At 63.2% G+C, this 21,930-nt stretch carries 22 protein-coding genes; 6 read left to right on the top strand and 16 right to left on the bottom strand.

The annotated features are described in order from the left end of the window. Window positions 1-34: 34 nt before the first annotated feature. Complete coding sequence (locus FJV83_RS08160; protein WP_095792859.1) at window positions 35-1,213, bottom strand: MFS transporter; 1,179 nt, start codon at window positions 1,211-1,213, stop codon at window positions 35-37. Window positions 1,214-1,418: 205 nt separating this feature from the next. Between FJV83_RS08160 and FJV83_RS08155 the strand changes: the two genes are divergently transcribed. Next, window positions 1,419-1,775 carry a helix-turn-helix transcriptional regulator gene (locus FJV83_RS08155; RefSeq protein WP_142886007.1) on the top strand — a complete coding sequence of 119 codons (357 nt, stop codon included), beginning with the start codon at window positions 1,419-1,421 and terminating at the stop codon, window positions 1,773-1,775. 32 nt (window positions 1,776-1,807) lie between these two features. On the opposite strand, the gene FJV83_RS08150 is transcribed toward FJV83_RS08155, so the two are convergent. Further along, window positions 1,808-2,278, bottom strand: a complete 471-nt coding sequence (locus FJV83_RS08150; protein WP_095773623.1) for a nucleoside deaminase — start codon at window positions 2,276-2,278, stop codon at window positions 1,808-1,810. 211 nt (window positions 2,279-2,489) lie between these two features. Here FJV83_RS08150 and FJV83_RS08145 point away from each other — a divergent pair, with 211 nt between their 5' ends. From FJV83_RS08145 to carB, 3 genes are all read left to right on the top strand, one after another. Then, the gene (locus FJV83_RS08145) at window positions 2,490-3,248 is read left to right on the top strand and encodes a metallophosphoesterase family protein (protein WP_142886008.1); all 759 of its coding nucleotides are present in this window, start codon (window positions 2,490-2,492) and stop codon (window positions 3,246-3,248) included. A 202-nt stretch (window positions 3,249-3,450) separates the two neighbouring features. Beyond that, window positions 3,451-4,434, top strand: a complete 984-nt coding sequence (locus FJV83_RS08140; RefSeq protein ID WP_246691816.1) for an SH3 domain-containing protein — start codon at window positions 3,451-3,453, stop codon at window positions 4,432-4,434. 250 nt (window positions 4,435-4,684) lie between these two features. Then, window positions 4,685-8,188, top strand: a complete 3,504-nt coding sequence (gene carB, locus FJV83_RS08135) for a carbamoyl-phosphate synthase large subunit (protein WP_142886010.1) — start codon at window positions 4,685-4,687, stop codon at window positions 8,186-8,188. 25 nt (window positions 8,189-8,213) lie between these two features. Here the strand turns inward: carB and FJV83_RS08130 are convergent, their stop codons facing one another. The 13 genes from FJV83_RS08130 to FJV83_RS08070 form a co-directional block, all read right to left on the bottom strand. Continuing rightward, on the bottom strand, window positions 8,214-9,725 hold the full coding sequence (locus FJV83_RS08130; protein ID WP_142886011.1) for an anti-phage dCTP deaminase: 1,512 nt from the start codon (window positions 9,723-9,725) through the stop codon (window positions 8,214-8,216). A 524-nt stretch (window positions 9,726-10,249) separates the two neighbouring features. Continuing rightward, entirely contained in the window at window positions 10,250-10,642 is a 393-nt protein-coding gene (locus FJV83_RS08125) for a RidA family protein (protein WP_142886012.1), read from the bottom strand. Between the two features lie 170 nt (window positions 10,643-10,812). Then, window positions 10,813-11,205, bottom strand: a complete 393-nt coding sequence (locus FJV83_RS08120; RefSeq protein ID WP_095792855.1) for a RidA family protein — start codon at window positions 11,203-11,205, stop codon at window positions 10,813-10,815. Window positions 11,206-11,515: 310 nt separating this feature from the next. Next, entirely contained in the window at window positions 11,516-11,980 is a 465-nt protein-coding gene (locus tag FJV83_RS08115; RefSeq protein ID WP_142886013.1) for a cupin domain-containing protein, read from the bottom strand. A 272-nt stretch (window positions 11,981-12,252) separates the two neighbouring features. Further along, the gene (locus FJV83_RS08110; RefSeq protein ID WP_142886014.1) at window positions 12,253-12,798 is read right to left on the bottom strand and encodes a DUF4142 domain-containing protein; all 546 of its coding nucleotides are present in this window, start codon (window positions 12,796-12,798) and stop codon (window positions 12,253-12,255) included. 126 nt (window positions 12,799-12,924) lie between these two features. Further along, window positions 12,925-13,923, bottom strand: a complete 999-nt coding sequence (locus FJV83_RS08105; RefSeq protein WP_142886015.1) for a YihY/virulence factor BrkB family protein — start codon at window positions 13,921-13,923, stop codon at window positions 12,925-12,927. A gap of 174 nt (window positions 13,924-14,097) precedes the next feature. Beyond that, complete coding sequence (locus FJV83_RS08100) at window positions 14,098-14,841, bottom strand: DUF899 family protein (RefSeq protein ID WP_095789210.1); 744 nt, start codon at window positions 14,839-14,841, stop codon at window positions 14,098-14,100. A gap of 141 nt (window positions 14,842-14,982) precedes the next feature. Continuing rightward, on the bottom strand, window positions 14,983-15,405 hold the full coding sequence (locus FJV83_RS08095; RefSeq protein WP_142886016.1) for a lysozyme inhibitor LprI family protein: 423 nt from the start codon (window positions 15,403-15,405) through the stop codon (window positions 14,983-14,985). A gap of 129 nt (window positions 15,406-15,534) precedes the next feature. Then, on the bottom strand, window positions 15,535-16,359 hold the full coding sequence (locus FJV83_RS08090) for a carbohydrate ABC transporter permease (RefSeq protein ID WP_095789122.1): 825 nt from the start codon (window positions 16,357-16,359) through the stop codon (window positions 15,535-15,537). 1 nt (window position 16,360) lies between these two features. Then, window positions 16,361-17,275: a sugar ABC transporter permease gene (locus FJV83_RS08085; RefSeq protein WP_095792849.1), complete on the bottom strand. Its 915-nt coding sequence runs from the start codon at window positions 17,273-17,275 to the stop codon at window positions 16,361-16,363. Between the two features lie 29 nt (window positions 17,276-17,304). Beyond that, window positions 17,305-18,573, bottom strand: coding sequence for an ABC transporter substrate-binding protein (locus FJV83_RS08080; protein ID WP_142886017.1), 1,269 nt, complete (start codon window positions 18,571-18,573; stop codon window positions 17,305-17,307). Between the two features lie 189 nt (window positions 18,574-18,762). Beyond that, window positions 18,763-19,251 (bottom strand): GNAT family N-acetyltransferase, encoded by a 489-nt coding sequence (locus tag FJV83_RS08075; protein WP_142886018.1) that lies wholly within the window; start codon window positions 19,249-19,251, stop codon window positions 18,763-18,765. A gap of 5 nt (window positions 19,252-19,256) precedes the next feature. Beyond that, window positions 19,257-20,201, bottom strand: a complete 945-nt coding sequence (locus FJV83_RS08070) for a lytic transglycosylase domain-containing protein (protein WP_142886019.1) — start codon at window positions 20,199-20,201, stop codon at window positions 19,257-19,259. A 181-nt stretch (window positions 20,202-20,382) separates the two neighbouring features. Here FJV83_RS08070 and FJV83_RS08065 point away from each other — a divergent pair, with 181 nt between their 5' ends. After that, entirely contained in the window at window positions 20,383-20,952 is a 570-nt protein-coding gene (locus FJV83_RS08065; protein ID WP_095792846.1) for a methylated-DNA--[protein]-cysteine S-methyltransferase, read from the top strand. Between the two features lie 38 nt (window positions 20,953-20,990). On the opposite strand, the gene FJV83_RS08060 is transcribed toward FJV83_RS08065, so the two are convergent. Next, window positions 20,991-21,320 carry a hypothetical protein gene (locus FJV83_RS08060; RefSeq protein ID WP_064989843.1) on the bottom strand — a complete coding sequence of 110 codons (330 nt, stop codon included), beginning with the start codon at window positions 21,318-21,320 and terminating at the stop codon, window positions 20,991-20,993. Between the two features lie 273 nt (window positions 21,321-21,593). Here FJV83_RS08060 and FJV83_RS08055 point away from each other — a divergent pair, with 273 nt between their 5' ends. Further along, complete coding sequence (locus FJV83_RS08055; protein ID WP_010910991.1) at window positions 21,594-21,806, top strand: cold-shock protein; 213 nt, start codon at window positions 21,594-21,596, stop codon at window positions 21,804-21,806. The last annotated feature ends 124 nt before the right edge of the window (window positions 21,807-21,930 follow it).

The raw sequence follows: 21,930 nt of genomic DNA, 5'->3' as shown, positions 1-21,930 counted from the left end.
AAAATGGATTGGCAGCCGGCGGCTTTCGAAGCGGCTATTCAGCCGGCATCGCGACCGGCCGTGCCGCCCAGCGGCCGGCCAGCACGATGCCAAGCCCGATCAGCGGGAAGGCAGCCGCGACCAGGCCGAGATCGGCCGGCGCGCCATAGCGCAGCACGCCACCGCCGACCACCGCGCCCAGCGCCACGCCGAGATAGAGCGCCGAGCCGTTGAGCGACAGCACGATCGGGGCGGCATCGGGTGCCAGCTTGATGATGCGGCTGGCCTGCGCCGGCGGGAACGCCCAGCCGACAATGCCCCACGGCACCATCATCGCCATCAGCGCCGGACCGGCAATGTGCTGCGGCAGGAAGGCCGGCACGACCGACAGCATCACCAGCATGGCGGCACTCAGCGTCAGCGACCAGCCGACGGTCCGGGTGGCGCCGAACCGGTCGGCCGCCTGGCCGCCGGCAATGTTGCCGATGACGGCGCCGACACCGAAGGCAAGCAGCATGCCGGGCAGCGCGATCTGGCTGAGCCCGGCGCCCTGGATGGCGAGCGGCGCGACATAGGCAAAGACGGCGAAAGCGCCGGTCAGCGCCAGCAATGTCGTCACCAGGATCGGCATCACGCCCGGCCGCATGGCGGCCGCCAGCCGGCGCTTCAGCGGCAGCCTGGTGCCGACGATGCCGCGCGGCAGCCTGTACCAGAGGATGGCGCCTGCAAGCGCGCCGAGCCCGGCAATGGCATAGAAGGTGCCGCGCCAGCCGGCGATCGTCGCGACCAGCGCGCCGAGCGGCGCACCGACGGCGACGGCCACCGTGGTGCCGCCGACGACCACGGCGATGGCGCGTGCCCGGTGATGGTCATCGACCAGCGCCACCGCCGTGCCTTGCGCCGTCGCGGCGAACAGGCCCGACGACAGCGCCATGATGATGCGCGCGATCAACAGCACTTCGAATGAGGAACTCAAGGCGGCGGCGATGTTGCCGATGACGAAGAACACCAGCGTCCAAAGGATGACGCGACGCCGGTCCCATTCGCCGGTCAGCGTCGCCAGGATCGGCGTGCCGATCGCATAGGCGAGCGCGAAGGCGGTGATCAGCGTGCCGGCGAGTGGAATGGAAATGCCGGCATCCCTGGCGATGTCTGGCAGAAGGCTGGAGATGACGAAGCCCTCGGTCGAGATCGTGAACGATCCGAGCGCAAGCCAGAAGAGCCGCTTGTCCATGGCGCGTGTCCTTAGTTCAAAAGTTATTGAACAATTGGACATAACAGGGCATGATGTCAATGAAGCCAGGGCAAAATAGCTGAACCATCCTGACAGCCCTGTGTCAGCACGGTCGATCGGTACGGATAAAATGGAGAAACAGTGTGTACGGGCCGGCGAGGACGGATGCGTTGAAATCGGCCCGAACTGCGCTTAGGTTCCAGCCATGACGTTACCTCATCCCAATACGGACCAGATCAGCCTGCCGATCGTGCTTGGCGTGCTCGGCGATCCGACGCGGCTGGCCATCGTGCGCTATCTCGCCAGTAAGGAAGGCGCGGCGCTGAACTGCAGCCAGTTCCTCGATCTCGGCTCGAAGACCAATCTCAGCTACCACCTTGCCAAGCTGCGCGAGGCCGGCGTCACCCGCGCCGAAGTGGTCGGCACCAACCGCATGATCACGCTGCGCCGCGCCGACCTCGACGCCCGCTTTCCCGGCCTGCTCGACAGCGTCATCGCCGCCGCCGTCGACGACCCCGCGCTGCCGGCGGTCGGCGGCCACGATATCGAGATGCCGGCGTAGGGTTGCTGGTTCAAAGGTAAGGGGCTGTCGTCCTAGCGCTGCCAAAAACCGATATGCGGGGCGAGAAGCTCCTCCTCCATCTCGGGGACGGGGCCGTGGACCTCCACCGGCTTCTGCCCGGAGCCGAGGACCGTGCGCGAGGAGAGGTTCATCGTCGGATTCTCGGCATGGTCGCCAGTCAGCGCGAGAAGCTTGGTCTCCTCGAAGCCGTAGACCAGCCGGCCGATATTTGCCCAATAGAGCGTTCCCGTGCACATCGCACAGGGCTCGCCGGTCGAGACCAGTGTGCAGGACCACAGGAATTCCGGCGGATAGGCGTCCGCGGCACGCCGGCTGAGTTCGGTTTCGGCGTGGCGCACGGTGTTGATGTTGCCTTGCCGCATCAGGATGCGGTCATCGGGGCCGACGAGCACACAGCCGAAAGGATGGTGCCCATGCGCGGCGGCGTCGCGCGCGACCTCATTGGCAGCGCGCAGGTGGGCGAACATCTGGTCGCGGGTCATCGCTTGGTGCCTTCCGAACCTGTCTGAGCGGATATCATGAACTCTGGGACGGCGTGGATGGTAGCAGACGGAATGCTGCCTCGCGATAGCCATGGGCGGGCTGCGCGGTGGTTCCGGCTGCCCCAAAGGTGGGGACTTGATTAGGAAGGCGGTGGCTTGATAACGAAGATGGGCCGGCGTCCCGATGGGCCGCACCAAGGGAGCCCGTCGCATGCGCATAGCCGTCCTCGCCGATATCCATGGTAACGTCCTTGCGCTTGACGCGGTGCTGGAGGATTTGGCGCGTCGCGGCGGCGCTGAGCTCACCGTCAATCTCGGCGACAGCGTTTCAGGACCGCTCTGGCCGCGCGAGACGTTTGAGCGCCTGGAAGCGCTGAACCTGCCGACGGTGCGCGGCAACCATGACCGCCGCGTCGCGGTCGATCCGGCCGACGAGACCATGTGGGCGTCCGACATCTATGCGCAGGAGCGGCTGACTGAGGCGCAGCGCCAGGTGCTGTTCGCGCAGCCGCTGACGCTGGAGATCGCGCCGGGCATCGTCGCCTTCCATGCCCGTCCCGACCATGACGAGAAATACCTGCTCGACGCAATCGTCGATGGCCAGCTGGTGCGCGCGCCGCTGGCGTCGATCAGGCGGCGGCTCAAGGCGCTCGACCGGGCCTGCCGCATCGCGCTGTGCGGCCACAGCCACCGCCCGGAACTGATCCGCATCCCCGACGGTCCCGTCATCTTCAATCCGGGCAGCATCGGCTGCCCCGCCTATGATGATTCCACCCCGCCGGCGCATGTTTCCGAACAAGGTTCGCCGCATGCGCGCTACGGCATCGTCACCTTGGGTGGCGAAGGCCGGCCCGACCGTTTCGAGACGATCGCCGTCGACTACGACCACGAGGCGGCAGCACGACAGGCCGAACAGGCGGGACGCCCAGAATGGGCCAACGCGCTGAGGACCGGCTTCATGCCAGGCTGAAGCTTGCTTCATGCCCCGGGCTGAGCGAAGCTGATGCCCCGGGGAATGCCTTGCGTTCATGCCGGTAGCCTCATCCGACCTGCTCAAACGCATTCGCGGCCAAGGCGTAAAACATCTCGCTTGTAGACACGGCGGCGCAGCGTCGCTTATAAAACCGGCTTCGCGTGCGGCAGCGTTTTGGGTTCTGGCGGTGCCTTTGGGAATGCAATTGATCGCCGACAGCCAAGTGACGAGGCGCCGAATTACGCTGCGGACAACGCTCTTGGCGCTGATGGCCGCTCCGCTGCTGATGGCGGCGTGGTCCGCCATTGCCCCGGCCCATGCCGAAGAGACGCCCTTCATCTCCGTCGTCACCGGTCTCGCGCCTGACGACCTGCTCAATGTCCGCGCCAAACCGTCGGCGACCGGCAAGACCGAGGCGCGTCTGGCCGCCGGCGCCAGCGTCAGGAACCTCGGCTGCAACGACATTGACGGGCACCCCTGGTGCAAGGTCGAGACAGACAACCCCAAAGCCAGCGGCTGGGCCCCGGCGCGCTACCTCGTTCCCGTCAACCCGGCAACGGTGCCCGTCGGCCAGGCGGCCGATGGAGGCGCGGCGCCCGATGCGCCGCCGCCGGCGGTACAGCCCGACCTGACGGCGCGGCTCGGCGGCGCGGCCCATCCCGACACGCCGGAAGCCCCGGTCAAGTCCGCCGCCGAGATCGCCATGCAGGATGCCTACGGCCTGGCGCTGGCGGCGAATGAAACCCCGCCGACCGGAGAAATCCCCGCCGTCGCCCAGGATGCGGCCGCGGACAGCGGCTCGGCGGCCGGATCGCTTCCCGTTCCCACGCCGCGTCCTGACGGCGCCGCGCCCGCCGTCGACACGCAGACCGTCGCCGAACTGCCGCCGCAGCCGACCTCGCTTGCCCAGGGCGGTGGCGTCGACATCCCCTGCGCCCGCTATGTCGGCCAGCCGATGCAGCGCTGCGCGGCCGCCATCGTGCACAAGGGCGCGGACAAGGCCGATATCACCGTGACCTGGCCCGACGGCGGCACGCGCCTCATCTCCTTCTATGCCGGCCTGCCGGCCGGCTCGGACACCAAGGGCGATTTCCGCTTCACCCGCGAGGGCAGCCTGAGCATGATCCGCATCGGCGTCTCCGAACGCTTCGAAATCACCGACACGGTGGCGTTTGGACGTTAGGGATTAGGCAGTAGGCAGTAGGGAATGGGCAGTAGGGGCGTACGTCCAAGGCGCTTGAAAAGCCCTACTGCCTACTGCCCAATCCCTACTGCCTATTTCCTACTGCCTAATCCAGCATTTTCGGGGTTACATCCGCCAAAACTCTTCCCTATAAGGCCCACCTAGCCTGATACCAGAATCGCGAGCACAACCGGCCGGGTCTTCCCGTCCCGGTTTTTTGTGCAAGCCGCCCGCCGAACGGACCTATGACATGCCAAGACGCACCGACATCAAGTCGATCCTGATCATCGGGGCCGGCCCCATCGTCATTGGCCAGGCCTGCGAGTTCGACTATTCCGGCACCCAGGCATGCAAGGCGCTGAAGGAGGAGGGCTTCCGCGTCATCCTGGTCAATTCCAACCCGGCAACGATCATGACCGACCCGGAACTGGCCGACGCCACCTATATCGAGCCGATCACGCCGGAGGTCGTCGCCAAGATCATCGCCAAGGAGCGGCCGGACGCGCTGCTGCCGACCATGGGCGGCCAGACCGCGCTCAACACCGCTTTGTCGCTGCGCCGCATGGGCGTGCTCGACCGCTACAATGTCGAGATGATCGGCGCCGACGCCACGGCCATCGACAAGGCCGAGGACCGCGCGCTGTTCCGCGAGGCGATGAGCAAGATCGGCCTGGAAACGCCGAAGTCGATGCTGGCCAACGCCACCGACGTCAAGAACGCCGACCGCAAGACGCACGAGGCGGAGCGCGCCGCGCTCAAGGCCGAGAAGCCGGACAATCTCGACGCCGAACTCGACGCGCTGGAAACCCGCTGGAACCTCGGCGAAGGCGACCGCAAGCAGCGCTACATCAGCCATGCCATGGCGATCGCCGCCCAGGCGCTCGACCATGTCGGCCTGCCGGCCATCATCCGCCCCTCCTTCACCATGGGCGGCACCGGCGGCGGCATCGCCTACAACAGGGCCGAATTCTACGACATCGTCCAGTCCGGCCTCGACGCCTCGCCGACCACCGAAGTGCTGATCGAGGAAAGCGTGCTCGGCTGGAAGGAGTACGAGATGGAGGTCGTCCGCGACAAGGCGGACAATTGCATCATCGTCTGCTCGATCGAGAACATCGACCCGATGGGCGTCCACACCGGCGACTCCATCACCGTCGCCCCGGCGCTGACCCTCACGGACAAAGAATACCAGATGATGCGCAACGCCTCGATCGCGGTGCTGCGCGAGATCGGCGTCGAGACCGGCGGCTCCAACGTACAGTTCGCCGTCAATCCGGCCGATGGCCGCCTCGTCGTCATCGAGATGAACCCGCGCGTCTCGCGCTCGTCGGCCCTGGCTTCGAAGGCGACCGGCTTCCCGATCGCCAAGATCGCGGCCAAGCTTGCCGTCGGCTACACGCTGGACGAGCTGGAGAACGACATCACCGGCGGCGCCACGCCCGCCTCCTTCGAGCCGTCGATCGATTATGTCGTCACGAAGATCCCGCGCTTTGCCTTCGAGAAATTCCCCGGCGCCGAGCCGGTGCTGACGACCGCCATGAAGTCGGTCGGCGAGGTCATGGCCATCGGCCGCACCTTCCAGGAATCGCTGCAGAAGGCGCTGCGCGGGCTGGAAACCGGGCTCACCGGCCTCGACGAGATCGAAATCCCCGGCCTCGGCCATGGGGCGACGGCCGCCAACCACGCCGACGACCGCAACGCCATCCGTGCCGCACTCGGCACGCCGACGCCCGACCGGCTGCGCATGGTGGCGCAGGCGATCCGCATGGGCACCTCGCTGGAAGACGTGCACGCAATGTGCAAGATCGACCCGTGGTTCCTCGAACAGATCGCAGGCATCCTCGCCATGGAAGCCCGCATCCGCGAGCACGGCTTGCCCGCCGATGCCGTCAACCTGCGCATGCTGAAGGCCATGGGGTTCTCCGATGCCCGCCTGGCGTCGCTGACCAGGACCGACGCCGAAGTGGTGGCGAAGATCCGCGACAGGCTCGACGTTCATCCGGTCTACAAGCGCATCGACACCTGCGCCGCCGAATTCGCCTCGCCCACCGCCTACATGTACTCGACCTATGAAGTGCCGTTCGCCGGCGCGCTGGCCAACGAGGCGCAGGTCTCGTCGCGCAAGAAGGTGGTCATCCTCGGCGGCGGTCCGAACCGCATCGGCCAGGGCATCGAGTTCGATTATTGCTGCTGCCATGCGGCGTTCGCGCTGCGCGATGCCGGCTATGAAGCGATCATGATCAACTGCAACCCGGAGACGGTCTCGACCGACTACGACACGTCGGACCGCCTCTATTTCGACCCGCTGACGGCGGAGGACGTGCTGGAGATCCTGCGCGCCGAGCAGGCCTCGGGCGAACTGGTCGGCGTCATCGTCCAGTTCGGCGGACAGACGCCGCTGAAGCTGGCGGACGCGCTGGAAAAGGCCGGCATCCCGATCCTCGGCACCTCGCCCGACATGATCGATCTGGCCGAGGACCGCGACCGCTTCCAGAAGCTGCTGCACAAGCTCGGCCTCAGTCAGCCGAAGAACGGCATCGCCTATTCGGTCGAGCAGGCCCGCCTCGTCGCCGGCGAGCTCGGCTTCCCCTTGGTGGTGCGCCCGTCCTATGTGCTCGGCGGCCGCGCCATGCAGATCATCCATGACGAGAGCATGCTGCAGAGTTACCTGCTCGACACCGTGCCCGGCCTGGTGCCGGAGGACATCAAGCAGAAATACCCCAACGACAAGACCGGCCAGATCAACACGCTGCTGGGCAAGAACCCGCTTTTGTTCGACACCTATCTCTCGGGCGCCATCGAGGTCGATGTCGACTGCCTCTGCGACGGCAAGGCGACCTTCGTCTCCGGCATTCTCGAACACATCGAGGAAGCCGGCATCCATTCGGGCGACAGTGCCTGCTCGCTGCCCGTGCACTCGCTGCCTTCCGAACTGGTCGACGAGCTGGAGCGCCAGACGGCCGCGCTCGCCCGCGCGCTCAATGTCGGCGGCCTGATGAACGTGCAGTATGCGATCAAGGACGGCACGGTCTACGTGCTGGAGGTCAACCCGCGCGCTTCCCGCACGGTCCCCTTCGTCGCCAAGACCATCGGTCGTCCCATTGCCAAAATTGCAGCCCGCATCATGGCCGGCGAGACGCTGGAAGACGCCTTCGCCCATTACGGCGCGATGCCCGACCCGCGCAATCCCGGCCACATCGCGGTCAAGGAAGCCGTCTTCCCCTTCGCCCGCTTCCCCGGCGTCGACATATTGCTCGGCCCGGAAATGCGCTCGACCGGCGAGGTCATGGGCTTAGACCGCGATTTTGCCCTCGCCTTCGCGAAGAGCCAGCTCGGCGCCGGCGTCGACCTGCCGCGTTCGGGCACGCTGTTCGTCTCGGTACGCGACGAGGACAAGAAAGGCATACTGCCGGCGGTCAAACGTCTGACAGGCCTCGGCTTCAAGGTGCTGGCAACTTCGGGCACGCAACGCTTCCTCGCCGAAAACGGCGTCGACGCCGAGAAAATCAACAAGGTGCTGGAAGGCCGCCCCCACATCGAGGACGCCATCCGCAACCGCCAGGTCCAGATCGTGTTCAACACGACGGACGGCCAGAAAGCGGTGTCGGACTCCAAATCGCTGCGGCGGGCAACGCTGATGCAGAAGGTGCCGTATTACACGACGCTGTCGGGCGCGGCTGCGGTGGCGGAAGCGATCGCGGCGCTGAAGGCGGGGAGCCTGGAGGTCAGGCCGCTACAGGAGTATTTTGGGTGAAGGGCTTGGGCCGACCACAACAAGCCTATCCCTCGATGACCGCTCCGAAGCGTTCGATAGCAGATCGTATGCTTTGTAGGACTGTCTCTTCAAGTTGGGTGTAGAACGGCGACTTGATATCGAAGAATGGCCTTTTCTGCCCGGACGCATACCGCTCGAAATCTCCATTCCTATCTTTCCGTCGATTTCTCTCAAAGAATTCTCGATACCTGCGCGGTGTTACACCGAAAAAATGCTTAAATTCCACCGAAGGGTAGTCCTTATAGCCACCCCTTTCTTGCCCTTCAATTTCTATGGAGTCAGCATGCAGCCTTGAGGCTAGGCTTTTTGGATAAGGCTCAAGGAAGACAACTTCTGAAACACCACTCGCCACTATGTGCTTTGCACACATATGGCAGGGAAACGTAGTAGTAAAAAGAACGGAGTCTTTGACTGATCTTCCAATACGGGCCGCATCAAGTAATGCCGACATCTCGGCATGAACAATCCGCCCATATTCCAAAGCGTCCATTAAAGCCGCATCGTCCAATCGTCTTTTTGTTTCCTTGTCCAGCTGCGATGCATCCCTTTCCAATATCTTCAAAATCTCGTTCAGTATCTCGCGCTTTCTCGCGTCATTGGAGTCGTTACCTCTTTTGAACTCACGGTCGTCATTTTGCTCGTCCGGCCAATAAGTACCACCACCGGCTTTTGGGACCTCATTAGACCCCAAGGCAATTACTTCGCCTCTGCCCGAAAAGATGGCGGCACCAACCTGCCGAGAGAGGTCTGCCGTTCGCAAGGCAGCCGACTTCGCAGCGAACATTCCGTACTCCATCTTACTTGGTGTATGAAAGTTAGCTGAAAATAGAAGTTCAAAAAATCGCTTAATTTGAGAAGAAATATCAGGATCAGAAATGTCTTTGTTAACTATAAAATCTGCATCATGAAATATCTTAGCGACTCTTTGTCCGTACTTTTCTTTTTGTTGATTCTGGTCTTCATTTACTAATTCCTCAGCAGCAGATCTAAAATGATCGTGATTCAATTCTCCGGCATCTACGGCAAAACTCCGAGCCAAATAATCAACTCTAGCAGATCTTCTTGAGTACACGGATACTTGAAAGAAAACACGCCCATAGACAGCTCTAAGCAATTCTATTTCTTCTTGCCGCTTGAATTGATCAAGTATATAAACCACTTTTGAGAACCGCTCGCTCTCTATCTGAGCATTCTTAATTCTGCTTCCAACAATTCTATATATTGTAAGCGCAGCAAGTATTGAATTGTCGTCCATTTCTTTTCGTACTTGGTTGCCATAGGCGATATAAGATTTATACCTGCTTACTTTGGTATTCTCTGTTAATTCGTCTTTCGGAAGTATGAACTGCGAAAGCAGCCTGTATATGTCTGTTACTTTTATCTGCCGCACCTGATATCCGACAGCCTCAAAATGGCTTTGCAATTCACTTACCGTCGGGCCAAGCGGCGTCCCGATAGGAGCGACTAGGCCAATCACAATCTCGGGAAACTCGATACGCGGGATTAAATGGCTCACAATGCGCTTCCGAATCTGCTATGCTCCTCGGGGAGAGGGCTGACCGATGAAAGTATCACAAGTGGCTAAAAAAGATACATCTCGGATAATTCGAAAGTTGGAAGACGTAATTCTTGAGCACAGGGCTCATTTTGCCTCATGGCGGAGCCATAGGTGGTCCGAGTTTGACAAGGCCACAAAGGATCGTGAGGAAAAGAAGAAAAAGAAAGACGGCTCCTAACCAAGGCGCTTTGTCATTCCTTGGACGTCATCCGATGCTCGTTTTCGGCACAAGTGGCTTAGCGTACAATTTCGTTCGAGCCATTTGCACTAGGCGCAACTTCTGCACCAGATGCTTTTTGTGGTTCCGGAGTATCTCCTATCGCCCTCCTCACGTGACGTCTCATCCTTGCGTGGAAACCCGGCCATTGGAGCGCAAGCTAATCGCTTCGATGTAAGTGTTGACATCTCGGCAAACGTTGCGCGGTCGCCGTGAGCATAGTTCGCTGCCATCCTCGACCGGCGCCGCCTCGGGAGAGAAAGCCTCACCCCACCGCCACACATTCAATCTCGATATCAAACTCCATCGGCCAGGACGCCACCGGCACAAACGTCCGCGATGGCGCGTTTTCGGGAAAATACTTGGCATAAACCCGGTTGATGGCGCCGTAGAAGCCGGCATTGACGGCGTAGATGCGCACCATCACCACATTGTCGAGCGAGGTGCCGGCCGCTTCCAGGCAATGTTTCAGCGCCTTCAGCGATGCCTCGGTCTGCACCTCGATGTCGCCCTTGACCAGCTTGCCGGTCAAAAGATCGAGCGGTGGCGTGCCGGAGACGAAGACCAGCCCGGCAGCCTTGGTCACCAGCGACAACGGCACGCCCAGCGCGCGCACCGCCGCCGACAGCACCGGCACTTCGACGATTTCCTTGGTCATGACGATCTCCCTGTGGTTGCGGCAAGCTTATCTCTCTCCAGGCTGAATGCCAGCACTCGGCATGGTCGTCCGGAAGTCGCCGCTTAATGGAACCACGCGTCACCATAAAGCGGCGTTATTGCAGGCTCAAAATTTCAGGAAACAACCAGCATGGATGCCGGTTCGCGAATTCACGCCACCGCCACACACTCGATCTCGATATCAAACTCCATCGGCCATGACGCCACCGGCACAAAACTCCGCGCCGGCGGGTTCACGCTGAAATATCGCGCATAAACCCGGTTGATGGCGTTGTAGAAGCCGGAATTGACGGCGTAGATGCGCACCATCACCACATTGTCCAGCGAGGTGCCGGCCGCTTCCAGGCAGTGTTTCAGCGCCTTCAGCGACGCCTCGGTCTGTGTTTCGATGTCGCCGCGCACCATCTCGCCGGTCACCATGTCCACCGGCGGCGTCGCCGAGATGAACACGAAGCCATTGGCCTTCACCGCCGTCGAGCAGGGCAGGCCGAGCGCCCGCACCTTGTCCGACATGACAGGCACTTCGATGATTTGTTTTTTCATGGTGATGCTCCCTGGGTTGGCAGGGAGCTTATCCCGGCACTGGCGGAACGCCAGTCTTTCCCTTCTCCCCTTGTGGGGTGAGCAGCCCGGTTCGCGAAGCGAATTCATCGTGCCAGTGGCACGATGAAAGGCCGGCGAACGCCGGGACGCTGCGAAGCAGCGGGGACCCGGCAGGTGGATCGGCCACCGCCCGGCCCTTCGCAGGCTCAGGGCGTTCGAAGCTCGAAAAGCCAAGCAATTGGCTTTTCGTCCGCTACGCGGACCGCTTCTCACCCCACAAGGGGAGAAGGAAAGTCCCGCGTCGCCGCCCTCACCCCTGCCCCGGATACGGCGTGCCATCCTTGTGCAAAAACCGGCCAACCGAACTCGGGCTCATCATGTCGATGTCGGAGCAGGTGATGATATCGTCGCGATTGCGCGAGCCGACCTCGATGTAGCGCGCGGTGACCGACGAGCGGTTGATCATGTGATGGCCGTTGCCGCTGTTCTTGGCGAAGGCAGCACTATCGCCCGCCTTGAGCAGCGTCTCGCCGCCATCCTCGACCAGCGTCAGCTCGCCCTCCAGCACATAGACGAACTCGTCCTCATGGCTGTGCCAGTGGCGCTGGCTCGACCAGCCGCCGGGCGGCAAGGTCATCAGGTTGACGCCGAAATCGCCGAGCCCGCCGGCATCGCCCAGGCGCCGGCGCGTGCGCTCGGCGCACGGGGCGTCGAAGGGCGCGGGATAGCCGGAGCCTTCGCGGACGGGGACGGATGCGAGGTCGATCTTGGGCATGGGTGGCTCCATGGTGGTGGGGGAAGTCTATACGACCGCTCACCACCAAACCATCGAAGTCAGCGCTGCCCCTCATCTGCCTGCCGGCATCTTCTCCCCGTAAACGGGGCGAAGGGGCTGTCGCGACGCCGGCTCTTCTCCGGCAGCGAACAGGATTAGCGAAGCCCGGCGCAGGCGTCTTTCTCCCCGTTTACGGGGAGAAATGCCCGGCAGGGCAATGAGGGGCAGCGCAAACGTCAAATGGATGGTGCCGCAGTGGCCGCGTCGCCCCCCTAATGCACAGCCGCCAAATCCTTCAGATGCATCTCGTGCATCTTCAGCGTTTCGAGCGTCTTCTTGGCGAATTCCTTCAGCGCCGGGTCGTCGCCGGACTGCGCATAGGTCGAAACCATCGCCACGGCCTGCTTGTGCGCCTGCGTCTGCAAGGTGATGTATTTGGCCTGGAAGGCGTCGCCGTCGAGCGCCTTGAGCTGGTCGAGCATCGCCTGGTCGTTCGGCAGCAGCGGCGGGCCTTGCGGGGTGACGGACGCCGTGGTCTGGCTCTTTTCAAGCGCCGCCTTGAAATCTTCGCCGGCCTTGGTGTGGTCCTTGACCATCAGCCCGGCGAAATCCTTCACATCCGCCGCGACGCCTTTTTTCTCGGCCAGCTTGCCGCTTTCGATCTCGAAGCGGTCGGCGCTGGCCAGGGTCCTGGTGAAGGTTTCGGTGTCGACCTTGTTCTCGGAGACCGGCGGCACGTCGCTGGACGGCTGTTGGGAAAAGGCTGAAGGCGTTCCGGCCAGAAGGGCCAGCATGGCGGCGGCGAGATGCGGTTTCATCGAAGCGCTCCGTGAGAGGTGTCCTCGAAGGCCCAACGCGGCAGAGGCGGTGAGGTTGCCGACGCGCCGCTTCTCCCTTCCGGGAAGGGATGAAAGCGGCCTCGCGATTGCGGCGTGACCGCTCCTCTACGGGCGGCGAGGCCCCAGCATGAAGGCCGTCATCGTTGCGCTCACGCAGGCCACCGCCAACAACGCAACGACGCCCGAAGCGCCGGTCCTGCGACGAACTGAAACAAGGTTTTCTGAAACGGGAGCATTGTGAACCAGCCCGTACAGATCGGACCTGCTGCCATGCCGAACGGAATAGGCGCGGGTCAACTCCGCACCGAGCAGAAAGATTTGTGATGAATAGTAGACCCAGAGCAGTATGACGAGCAGCCCTCCGGCCGCGCCATACGAGGAAGCGATTGCACTTGTGCCGATATACCAGCCGATAAGCGACTTCCCCAATGTGAACAGAGCGGCGGTCACGACAGCACCGATCGAGACATCCCGCCATTCCAAGGCACGGTCCGGCAGGACCTTGTAGATCGCGGCAAACATCACGGTGATCAGGGAAAAGGATATCAGGGTGTTGATCGCGCTCAGAACAAATTCGCCGAACGGCAATCGAGCGCTGATCACGCTGCCCAAAGCCGAGATCGCCGCGCTCGCCACCAAGGAGACCAGCAACATAAAGCCGAGGGCGGCGACAAGGCCAAGACTTGCCGCTCGGGCGCGCAGGAGCCGCGACAGCGAACTCCCTTTCGCTTCAACCTTCCATATTGCATTCAGCGCCTGCTGCATCTCGCCAAACACCGCGGAGGCGGTGACGAGCAAAGTGGCGGTGCCGATGATGGCCGCCAAGGTCCCCGATGATTTGCTGGATGCCCCTTCGAGCGCGGTTTGAAGGAGCGCCGCACTTTCTGAACCCATCAGCCCCGAGATCTGAGCAGACAAAGCCAGCTGCGCTGCGTCATGCCCAAACGCAATGCCTGCTATCGCGATGACAATTATCAGAACCGGGGCCAGCGACGTGGCGGCATAAAAGGCCATCGCCGCGCCATGGCTAAGGGCATTGTCGTTGACAAAGCCAACCACGCTTTCCCGCACCAGGTCCCACAGGCTGCTAACTGTCGGTCGCATTTCGAATCCGTGAAGGGCGTCGAAACCGTCTCCTATCAATGCAGCGGGCCTTCCGATGTTCCGGCCGAAGCAGGCACGAGCCCTGCCTGGCTCCTCGAGCAGGTGGCATAGCGACCACTTGCCGAAAAGCCATTCCAGGGTGAAGCGCGGAGACTGAGCCAAAACGTCGTGATGTCAGTGACAACACCCCGCCCCATACTGCAGCTGCTCATGCCAATCCGGCCGGCCTTGCGGGGTAAAATCCATCAGGTTCCACAGGATCTCGCAGGTGCCGATGGCGCGCGGGTCCTGGCCGGGCTCCGGCGGCGCGAAGCCGAGCTCGGACGACCAGAAATGCCTGATGCCGTCGCCGTCGCGGTGGAACACCGACAGCAGCGGGATCTGCGCGCCGCCGGCGTCCTCAGCATTGTAGTCGCGCTTGAAGCTGTTGGCGGCCGACGACACCAGCCGCATGTTCTTCCAGCCGCGATCGCGGCCGAGCGTGACCAGGTTTTCCAATGCGGTCTTGGCCACCACGGCAAAGTTGAAGCCGGCGGCTTCGAGGTGGCCGACGGCGCCGTCCCACTGGTCGAGCAGCGCCGTGCAGGACGGGCACGGCTGGTCCGGCCGGGCGAGCCTGGCCGTGCCGCCCGATGTCGCCACGTCGCGTGTTTCCTGGGGATGGCGCGGAAACATCATCTGGTAGAGAATGAGCGTATCCTTGCCCGGCGCGAACAGCTCCGACAGTTTTGTCTTCGCCGGCCTGCCGTCGGCATCGGGCGCATCGAAGACATAGTCCTGGCGGATCAGCCCACCCGGCGGCAGCGCCCGCCGCGCCTCGGCCACGGCTTCCATGGCGCGGCGCAGCTCGATTTCCTTCTTCAGCAGCTTTTCGCGGGCGGTGCGGTATCTGGCGGATTCGTTGGGAAAGGTGATCATGATCGGCTCCCTTAAGTCGGCGCCGGCGTCCCGGCGCTGTTGTTCTGCGACCCAAGGACGTTTGGCGACGATCGGTCCCGACATTTTTGCACGCCGCCCGGCGACGGGAGGGGCATATCTTCCCGATGGGATGGACGAACGCTACTGCGCCGTCGGCACCGGGCAGTTCAACTCGCCTTCAGGGCAGTTGAGATAGGTCTGGAAATCCTTCAGCCGATCGTTGGTGAGCGCCGTCCGGCAATTGGCGACGACCATCGGATAGACGGTACCCGCCTGGTCGACCGGACCACCCTGGAACTTGCATTCGGCGTTGCGGAAGGCGACCCAGCCGCGCTGCGCGTCGACCAGCAACTTCTTCGATGCCGCATCGTCCTTCAGCCGGCCCTCGATCTGCTTGTAGGCGTCGTTGAGCTTCTTGTCTGCTGCGTCGAAATCCTTGCCGGCGCATTGATTCATGGTCGTCTGGTCCTGCGCGTTGGCGCAGTCGGCGGCGGCCCGCGCCGGGACGGCAAGCAGCGGAGCGGCAAGGAGCAGAGTAGCAAGGCTGGAAAGCAGAAACCGCATCGTGTTTCCTCCTGTTTCAACAAGCCCCACGCAGGCGGACCTTAGCAACCGAAGGAGTGGAGGCAAGACACGGCCTGCCGTCTTGGTGGACAGTTCCTTTCCAGATCTGCCCAGGGAACCCATCCCGCGTCACCCCTTGACCCCGCCGGCGGTGAGGCCGGAGACGATCTTGCGCTGGAAGATCAGCACCAGCACCACCAGCGGCACGGTGACGATCACCGATGCGGCCATGATGTTGCCCCACGGGATCTCGAACTGCGAGTTGCCGGAAAGCAGCGCGATCGCCACCGGCACGGTCCGCTGCGCATTGTTGGAGGTGAAGGTCAGGGCAAACAGGAACTCGTTCCAAGCACCGATAAAGGCCAGGAGCCCAGTGGTGGCCAGCGCCGGCCACATCAGCGGCAGGAAGATCCGCGTGATGATGATCCATGGCGTGGCGCCGTCCAGGATCGCCGCCTCCTCGACCTCGACCGGCAGGTCGCGGACGAAGGCGGTGAGCACCCAGACGGTGAACGGCAAGGTGAAGATCATGTAGGAGAAGATCAGCGCGAACAGCGAATTGTAGAGACCGAACATGCGCACCAGTTCGAACAGCCCGGCCAGCACCGCCACCTGCGGGAACATCGAGACCGACAGGATGGCGAGCAGCAGCGCCGAGCGGCCGCGGAAGCGGATGCGCGCCAGCGCGTAAGCGGCGGTGACGCCGAGCAGCAGCGAGAACAGGACGACCGCGCTCGAGACGACCAGCGAATTCACCAGGTTGCGCACGAAGCTGCCTTCGGTCAGCACGTTGCGGTAGTTGGCGAGGCTTGGCGTCTTCGGCCAGAGGTCGGCCTGGAACAGCTCGGTTCCCGATTTCAGGCTGGTGACGACGGCGTAGTAGAACGGGAACACCGCGACGAAGGCGATCACCGCGACCAGCAGGTAGAAGGCCGTTCGCTTCAGCATCCGCATCTCAGCGGCCTCCGTCCAGGCTGATCCGGCCGATCCGGATATAGGCGATGGAAAGCAGGGCCAGGATCAGGAAAAGCAAGGTCGACGCGGCGGAGCCATAGGCGAACTTGTCGAACTCGAACAGGTTCTCGCGGGCGAACACCGACATCGACTTGGTGTGCACATTGTTGGGCGTCAGCACGTAGATCAGGTCGAAGATGCGCAGCGCGTCGAGCGCGCGGAAGATCACGGCCACCATCACCGCCGGGCGGATCAGCGGCAAGGTCACCCGCCAGAAGATCTGCCACGGATTGGCGCCGTCGAGCTTGGCGACCTCGATTATCTCGCCCGGCAGCATCTGCAGTGCCGCAAGGATCAGCAGCGCCATGAACGGTGTCGTCTTCCAGATGTCGACGATGAGGACGGCCACCATCGCCGTGTCGGCGCTGGCCGTCCAGGCGATCTTGCCGCTGATCAGGCCAAGGTTGACCAGCACGACATTGATGATGCCGAACTGGTCGTTGAGCATCCATTGCCACATCTTGGCCGAAACGATCGTCGGGATCGCCCACGGGATGAGGATCGCCGCCCTGACGATGCCGCGGCCGGCGAACTGGGCATTGAGCACCAGGGCGACGATCGTGCCGAGGATCGTCTCGCAGGTCACCGAAATCACCGCGAAACGCACCGTGTTCCAGACGGCGCGCCACCACACCGGGTCGACCAGCAGCCCGTCATGGATCACCCGGCCGCTCGGCAGGCGCAGCACCGAGAAATAATTGTCGAAGCCGACAAACCGGCGGGCATCGAGATCCGCCAGCGAGGCGTCGGTGAAGCTGAAATAGACGGTGCGGGCGAGCGGCCAGCCGGCAACGGCGGCCAGCACCAGGAGCATCGGCGCCACGAACAGCCATGCCGAGCGCACGCGCTGCGCCATCAGTCGCGATCGCTTCACAGGCGTGACGCTCACCAGCCCTTGCCTTTCAGCTTGGTCAGTCTCGCTTCGAGGTCGGCCAGATTGTCGGCGGCGCTGCCTTCGCCGGACAAGGTGTTGTGCACCGCCGTCCAGAACTGGCTCGATGCTTCGTTGTATTTGATCTTGACGGTGGCGGAGGGACGCGGCACCGCGTTGAGGAATATCTGTTTCCAACGCGGCACGATCGGCTGTTGCCTGGCGATGTCGGCATCGTCGTAGAGCGCCTGGATGGTCGGCAGGTTGGATGTCTTGAGCGTCCGGAATTTCTGCATTTCTGGCGAGGCGATGAACTTGGCCAGCTCGATCGCCGCGCCGGTGTGCTTGGAATATTTGGAGACCGCAAGGTTCCAGCCACCCAGCGTCGCGACCGGCCGGGCGCCCTCACCTGTGCCGGCCGGCAAAGGCGCCACGTCGAATTTGCCCTTGATCGGCGAGGCTTCGCTGTTGCCAAGCGCATAGGCATACGGCCAGTTGCGCATGAACACGGCGTTGCCGGTCTGCCAGACGCCGCGCGATTCCTCTTCCTGATAGGCAAGCACGCCGGGCGGCGAGATGGTTCCAACCCACCCCTTGGCCATGTCGAGCGCGGCCGCCGCTTGCGGGTTATTGATGGAGACGGTGCCATCCGGCCCGATGATCTGGCCGCCGCCATTCGACATCGCCCATTCGAGCGCGTTGCAGGTCAGCCCCTCATAGGCATTGCCCTGGAAGACGAAGCCCCAGATGTCCTTGTTGCCGGCCGCGCGTTCCTTGTCCATGACCAGCTTGGCGGTGTCGGCCAGCTCCTTCCAGGTTGCCGGCACCTTGGCGCCGTATTTGTCGAGGAGATCCTTGCGATAGTAGAGCGCCGGCGCATCGGTGAAGATCGGCAAGGCGACGAGCTTGCCATTGACGGTCTGCGACTGGATGATCGACGGGAAATGGGCGCCGACGACATCCTTGGCCGCCGCGGTCAGGTCGACGAGCTGGCTGGCGAGCTGCGGCGCCCAGATGACGTCGGTCTGGTAGACGTCGATATCGCTGTTGCCGGCTGCAAGCCACAGTCTGTACAGGCCGAACTGGTCGGTCGTCGACGGCGGCAGGACGACGATGGAAACCTTGTTGCCGCTCTCTTTCTCGTAGCGGTCGAGTATCTCGCGAAGCACCTTGATGCCGTTGCCGGTGTCTCCCGACACGATCGAGAGGTCGACGGCATGCACCGGAGCGGCCGAAAGCACAACACCTACCGCAAGCGCCAGAAATGCGTGGAAAAGCTTCACCGTGGCGGGTCTCCCTTTGGAGCCGGCAACGGAAACCTCCGCGTGTCAACAGCTCGTCAGATTCCCACCCAGTCCCTGAATGCGGAACGACGCTTTGGGTTCCCAAAACCGGAGCGGAGCGTCCTTGACGAGGTGAGCATCGGAAGTGAAGGGGTTCGACGCTCGCAGGCCGGCATCACCTGAGCGCGCCTAGCCTTCCCAGGCGACGGGCCGCATCCCCAGCCGCTCGTAGAGTCGCACCGCGGCGGCGTTCTCGACCGTGTTGGTCTTGAGGTCGACATGGGCCGCGCCGCGGTCGCGAAAGGCGGCGAAGGCTTGCCACATCAGCGCCTCGCCGATGCCCTTGCCGCGCGCCTCGGGATGAACGGCGAGATCCTTGACGAAAGCCCTTGTCCAGCACAGCGCCGCTGCCGCCAGCCGGCCCTTGGCGTCGATGACGAGGAAGCACAGCGCCGGGTCGAATTCGGGATCGGCCGATATGCGCGGCCACCATTCGTCGAACGGGCCGTCGGCGCCGTCGTCGAACACCTCGCTCAGCAGTGCATGCAAAGGCGGCGCGTCGCCTGGCTCGAAGCAACGCATGGCAAAACCATCCGGCCAGTGCGGTGCAACGAGCGTCTCGTCGAGAAGCTTGCGCAGCCGGATGTCGTTGAGGGCCGGCGGGCGCGGTTCAGGCATCGCGCTCAGGCGTCGGGCTGCGGACGCCGCCTGCGGTCGACACCGAGGCCGGTCGCCTCGAGCAGGCCCCTGCGCTTCGCGTCGAAATAATAGCCGGTCTGGTAGAGCCAGTCCGCCTTCTTGGCGTTGCCGCCCGCCACCAGCCAGGCGCCGCGCAGATACTTCACCGCGTATTTCAGATTGGTTTCGGCGTCGAACAGGCCCTTGGCCGGGCCGTCATAGCCCATGCCGCGCGCCGTCGCGTGCTTGATCTGCATCAGCCCCCAATGGCCATTGTTGTAGGCCTTGGGATTGAAGGTGCTCTCGCGGTTGACGACATGGCGCACCAGATCGACCGGCACCTGGTAGAGCGCGGCGTATTTGACGATCAGCCGGTCGACGTCGCCGCGCACGCCCGTATGCTCCTCCTGCGCCGGATCAACCGGCGCGGAGGGAAACTGCACAAGGGAAGCCGGGTTCTGCGGCACGACATAGGCAACCTGCTGCACCGCAGGCAGTTTCTGGCCGCTGCCGGCGACCGCCGGCACGATGAGCCCGGCGGTGGTGTAGGTCTGAACCGCCTGAGCCGCCTTGACGGGCTGGCCCGCCTTGGCCGGCGGCGGCGCCTGCCAGGCGTTGGCGGTCATGACAGCGGGTACGGCGAGTGCGGCCGGCGTCGGGCCGGCAAAGGCGGCGGTCGTCGCGGCCGGCTGGGCGGCTGGATCAAGCGCCGGCGGGGTCGCTGCGCCAGGCGTCAATTCGGCGGTCTGGACGGGGGCGATACCGGAGGATTGCGGCAGCACGGAAACCGTCTCCGGCAGCGGTATGGTGAAGCCGGCATCGCTGCCGGCAACGGTCGCGGTTTCGGTCAGGGACGGCGCGGCTTTCATCTGCGAAGTCGAGGTGCAGCCACTCATGCCGGCTGCCGCCACGATCACGCCGATCGCGATAAGGGTTTGTTTTGCTGGCAAGCCGCGCTCGGGTCCGGTTCGTCGGGATGTTAAGAAATCCCTTACACCAGCGATTCCAGGGTAGCAATCGGGGCCATCTGGTGGTTTTCGGGTGGCGAGACGCGGGCGGTGATGCCATATTGTTCCTGATATGTACCGGCGGGAATCCCGGATTTCGCCGTTTTGCGGAAAGGAGCGCATCATGGAAACGACACCGTCGATCACAGCCGGCCACGCAGTGTTAGAAACAGTGATCGGTTTCATGGGCATCGCCTGGAGCAAAAGGGGCCTGATCCGGCTCTGCCTGCCCGAACGCAGCCGTGAATCAGTGGAGCGGCGGCTGATGCGCCATGGCGGCGTTTCCGCCTCGACGGCCCAGCCGCCATGGGTGGTCGAGCTCATTGCCTCGATCAAGGCATACGCCGCCGGCGAGGACGTCGATTTCTCCGATGTCCCGGTCGATCTCGACGGCGTCGACGATTTCCGCCTGGCCATCTACGACGCGGCACGCAAGCTCAGCTATGGCGAGACAACCACTTATGGCGAACTCGCCAAGCGCGCCGGCCATGCCGGCCTGCCGCGCGAAACCGGTGCCGCCCTTGGCGCCAACCCCGTGCCGCTGGTGATCCCCTGCCACCGCATCCTGGCGGCAGGCGGCAAGATTGGCGGCTTCTCGGCGCCGGGCGGCTCCGTCACCAAGGAAAAGATGCTGGCCATGGAAGGCGTGCGCGTCGGCCCGCCCCCACCGGCGCAGGTATCCTTCGGGTTCTGAACCGCCGGCGCGGACGCTGCCCCTAATTGGCGCTGCCCCTAATTGTTGTGGAAAAATCGCCGGCGGAAATGCCGGTCATTGTCCGGCCGCTTGCAGTTGTAGACCGGGCAGGACTTGGTGTCAGCGCTCGGCACATAGGCGCGCGTCCTCACCTCGCCCATTGTGCAGAATTGCTGGCTCTGCACATAGCGGTCATAGAGCGGCAGCCCCGGCACCCGCTTCGACTGGTAGCGCAGGATGACCGCGCCTTGCCTGGCGATCGTCGACTGCACCTTGCCGCAGCTCATATGCGTCGGGTCATAGCGCGAGATGGCCTGCGCCTCGGCGGCCACCAGCGTCAGACAGGCGGCAAGCACTATGGTTTTCATGGTCTCCTCCCCTGATCCGCCGCCCACGGACAGCGCGATCTGCCACGACGGTTTCACCAGATTGGGGCGGCGGTTGGGCAGTTCTCAATCACGGCTTTCTCACGCAGTCTTGTTTTTGGAACGAAAGCAGCCTATATCAGCCCCATTGATATTTCGGCCGATCGATCCGGGCCTCGCGATCTTCGCGTTTGCTGACGTCTATCTCCAAAATCTCGATGCACACCGGCTGGACTTCGGTCCGGTCAAACCAAAGCAAATGCAAGGACTATTTTTATGGCAACTGGAACGGTCAAGTGGTTCAACGCCACCAAGGGCTTCGGCTTCATCCAGCCTGACGCGGGCGGCGCGGACGTTTTCGTCCACATCTCCGCTGTCGAGCGCGCTGGACTGTCGACCCTGGTCGAAGGCCAGAAGATCAACTTCGAGATCGAGCAGGACCGCCGCACTGGCAAGTCGTCCGCTGGATCTCTGAGCAAGGCAGCCTGATTTTGCGAATGGCGCGTGCCGGGCGAGAGCCCGGGGCGCGCGGCAAGTCACGGATGTACTGACGGTCGCGCGAGAAGCGCGCCCGGAGCGGAAAGACCCGACAAGCTGGAACAGCAGATAGCTG

The sequence above is a fragment of the Mesorhizobium sp. WSM4307 genome (genome assembly GCF_007003945.1).
GTDB lineage: Bacteria > Pseudomonadota > Alphaproteobacteria > Rhizobiales > Rhizobiaceae > Mesorhizobium.
Note: the sequence above shows the minus strand (reverse complement) of the source record. Positions and strands in the feature narration are given on the sequence as shown.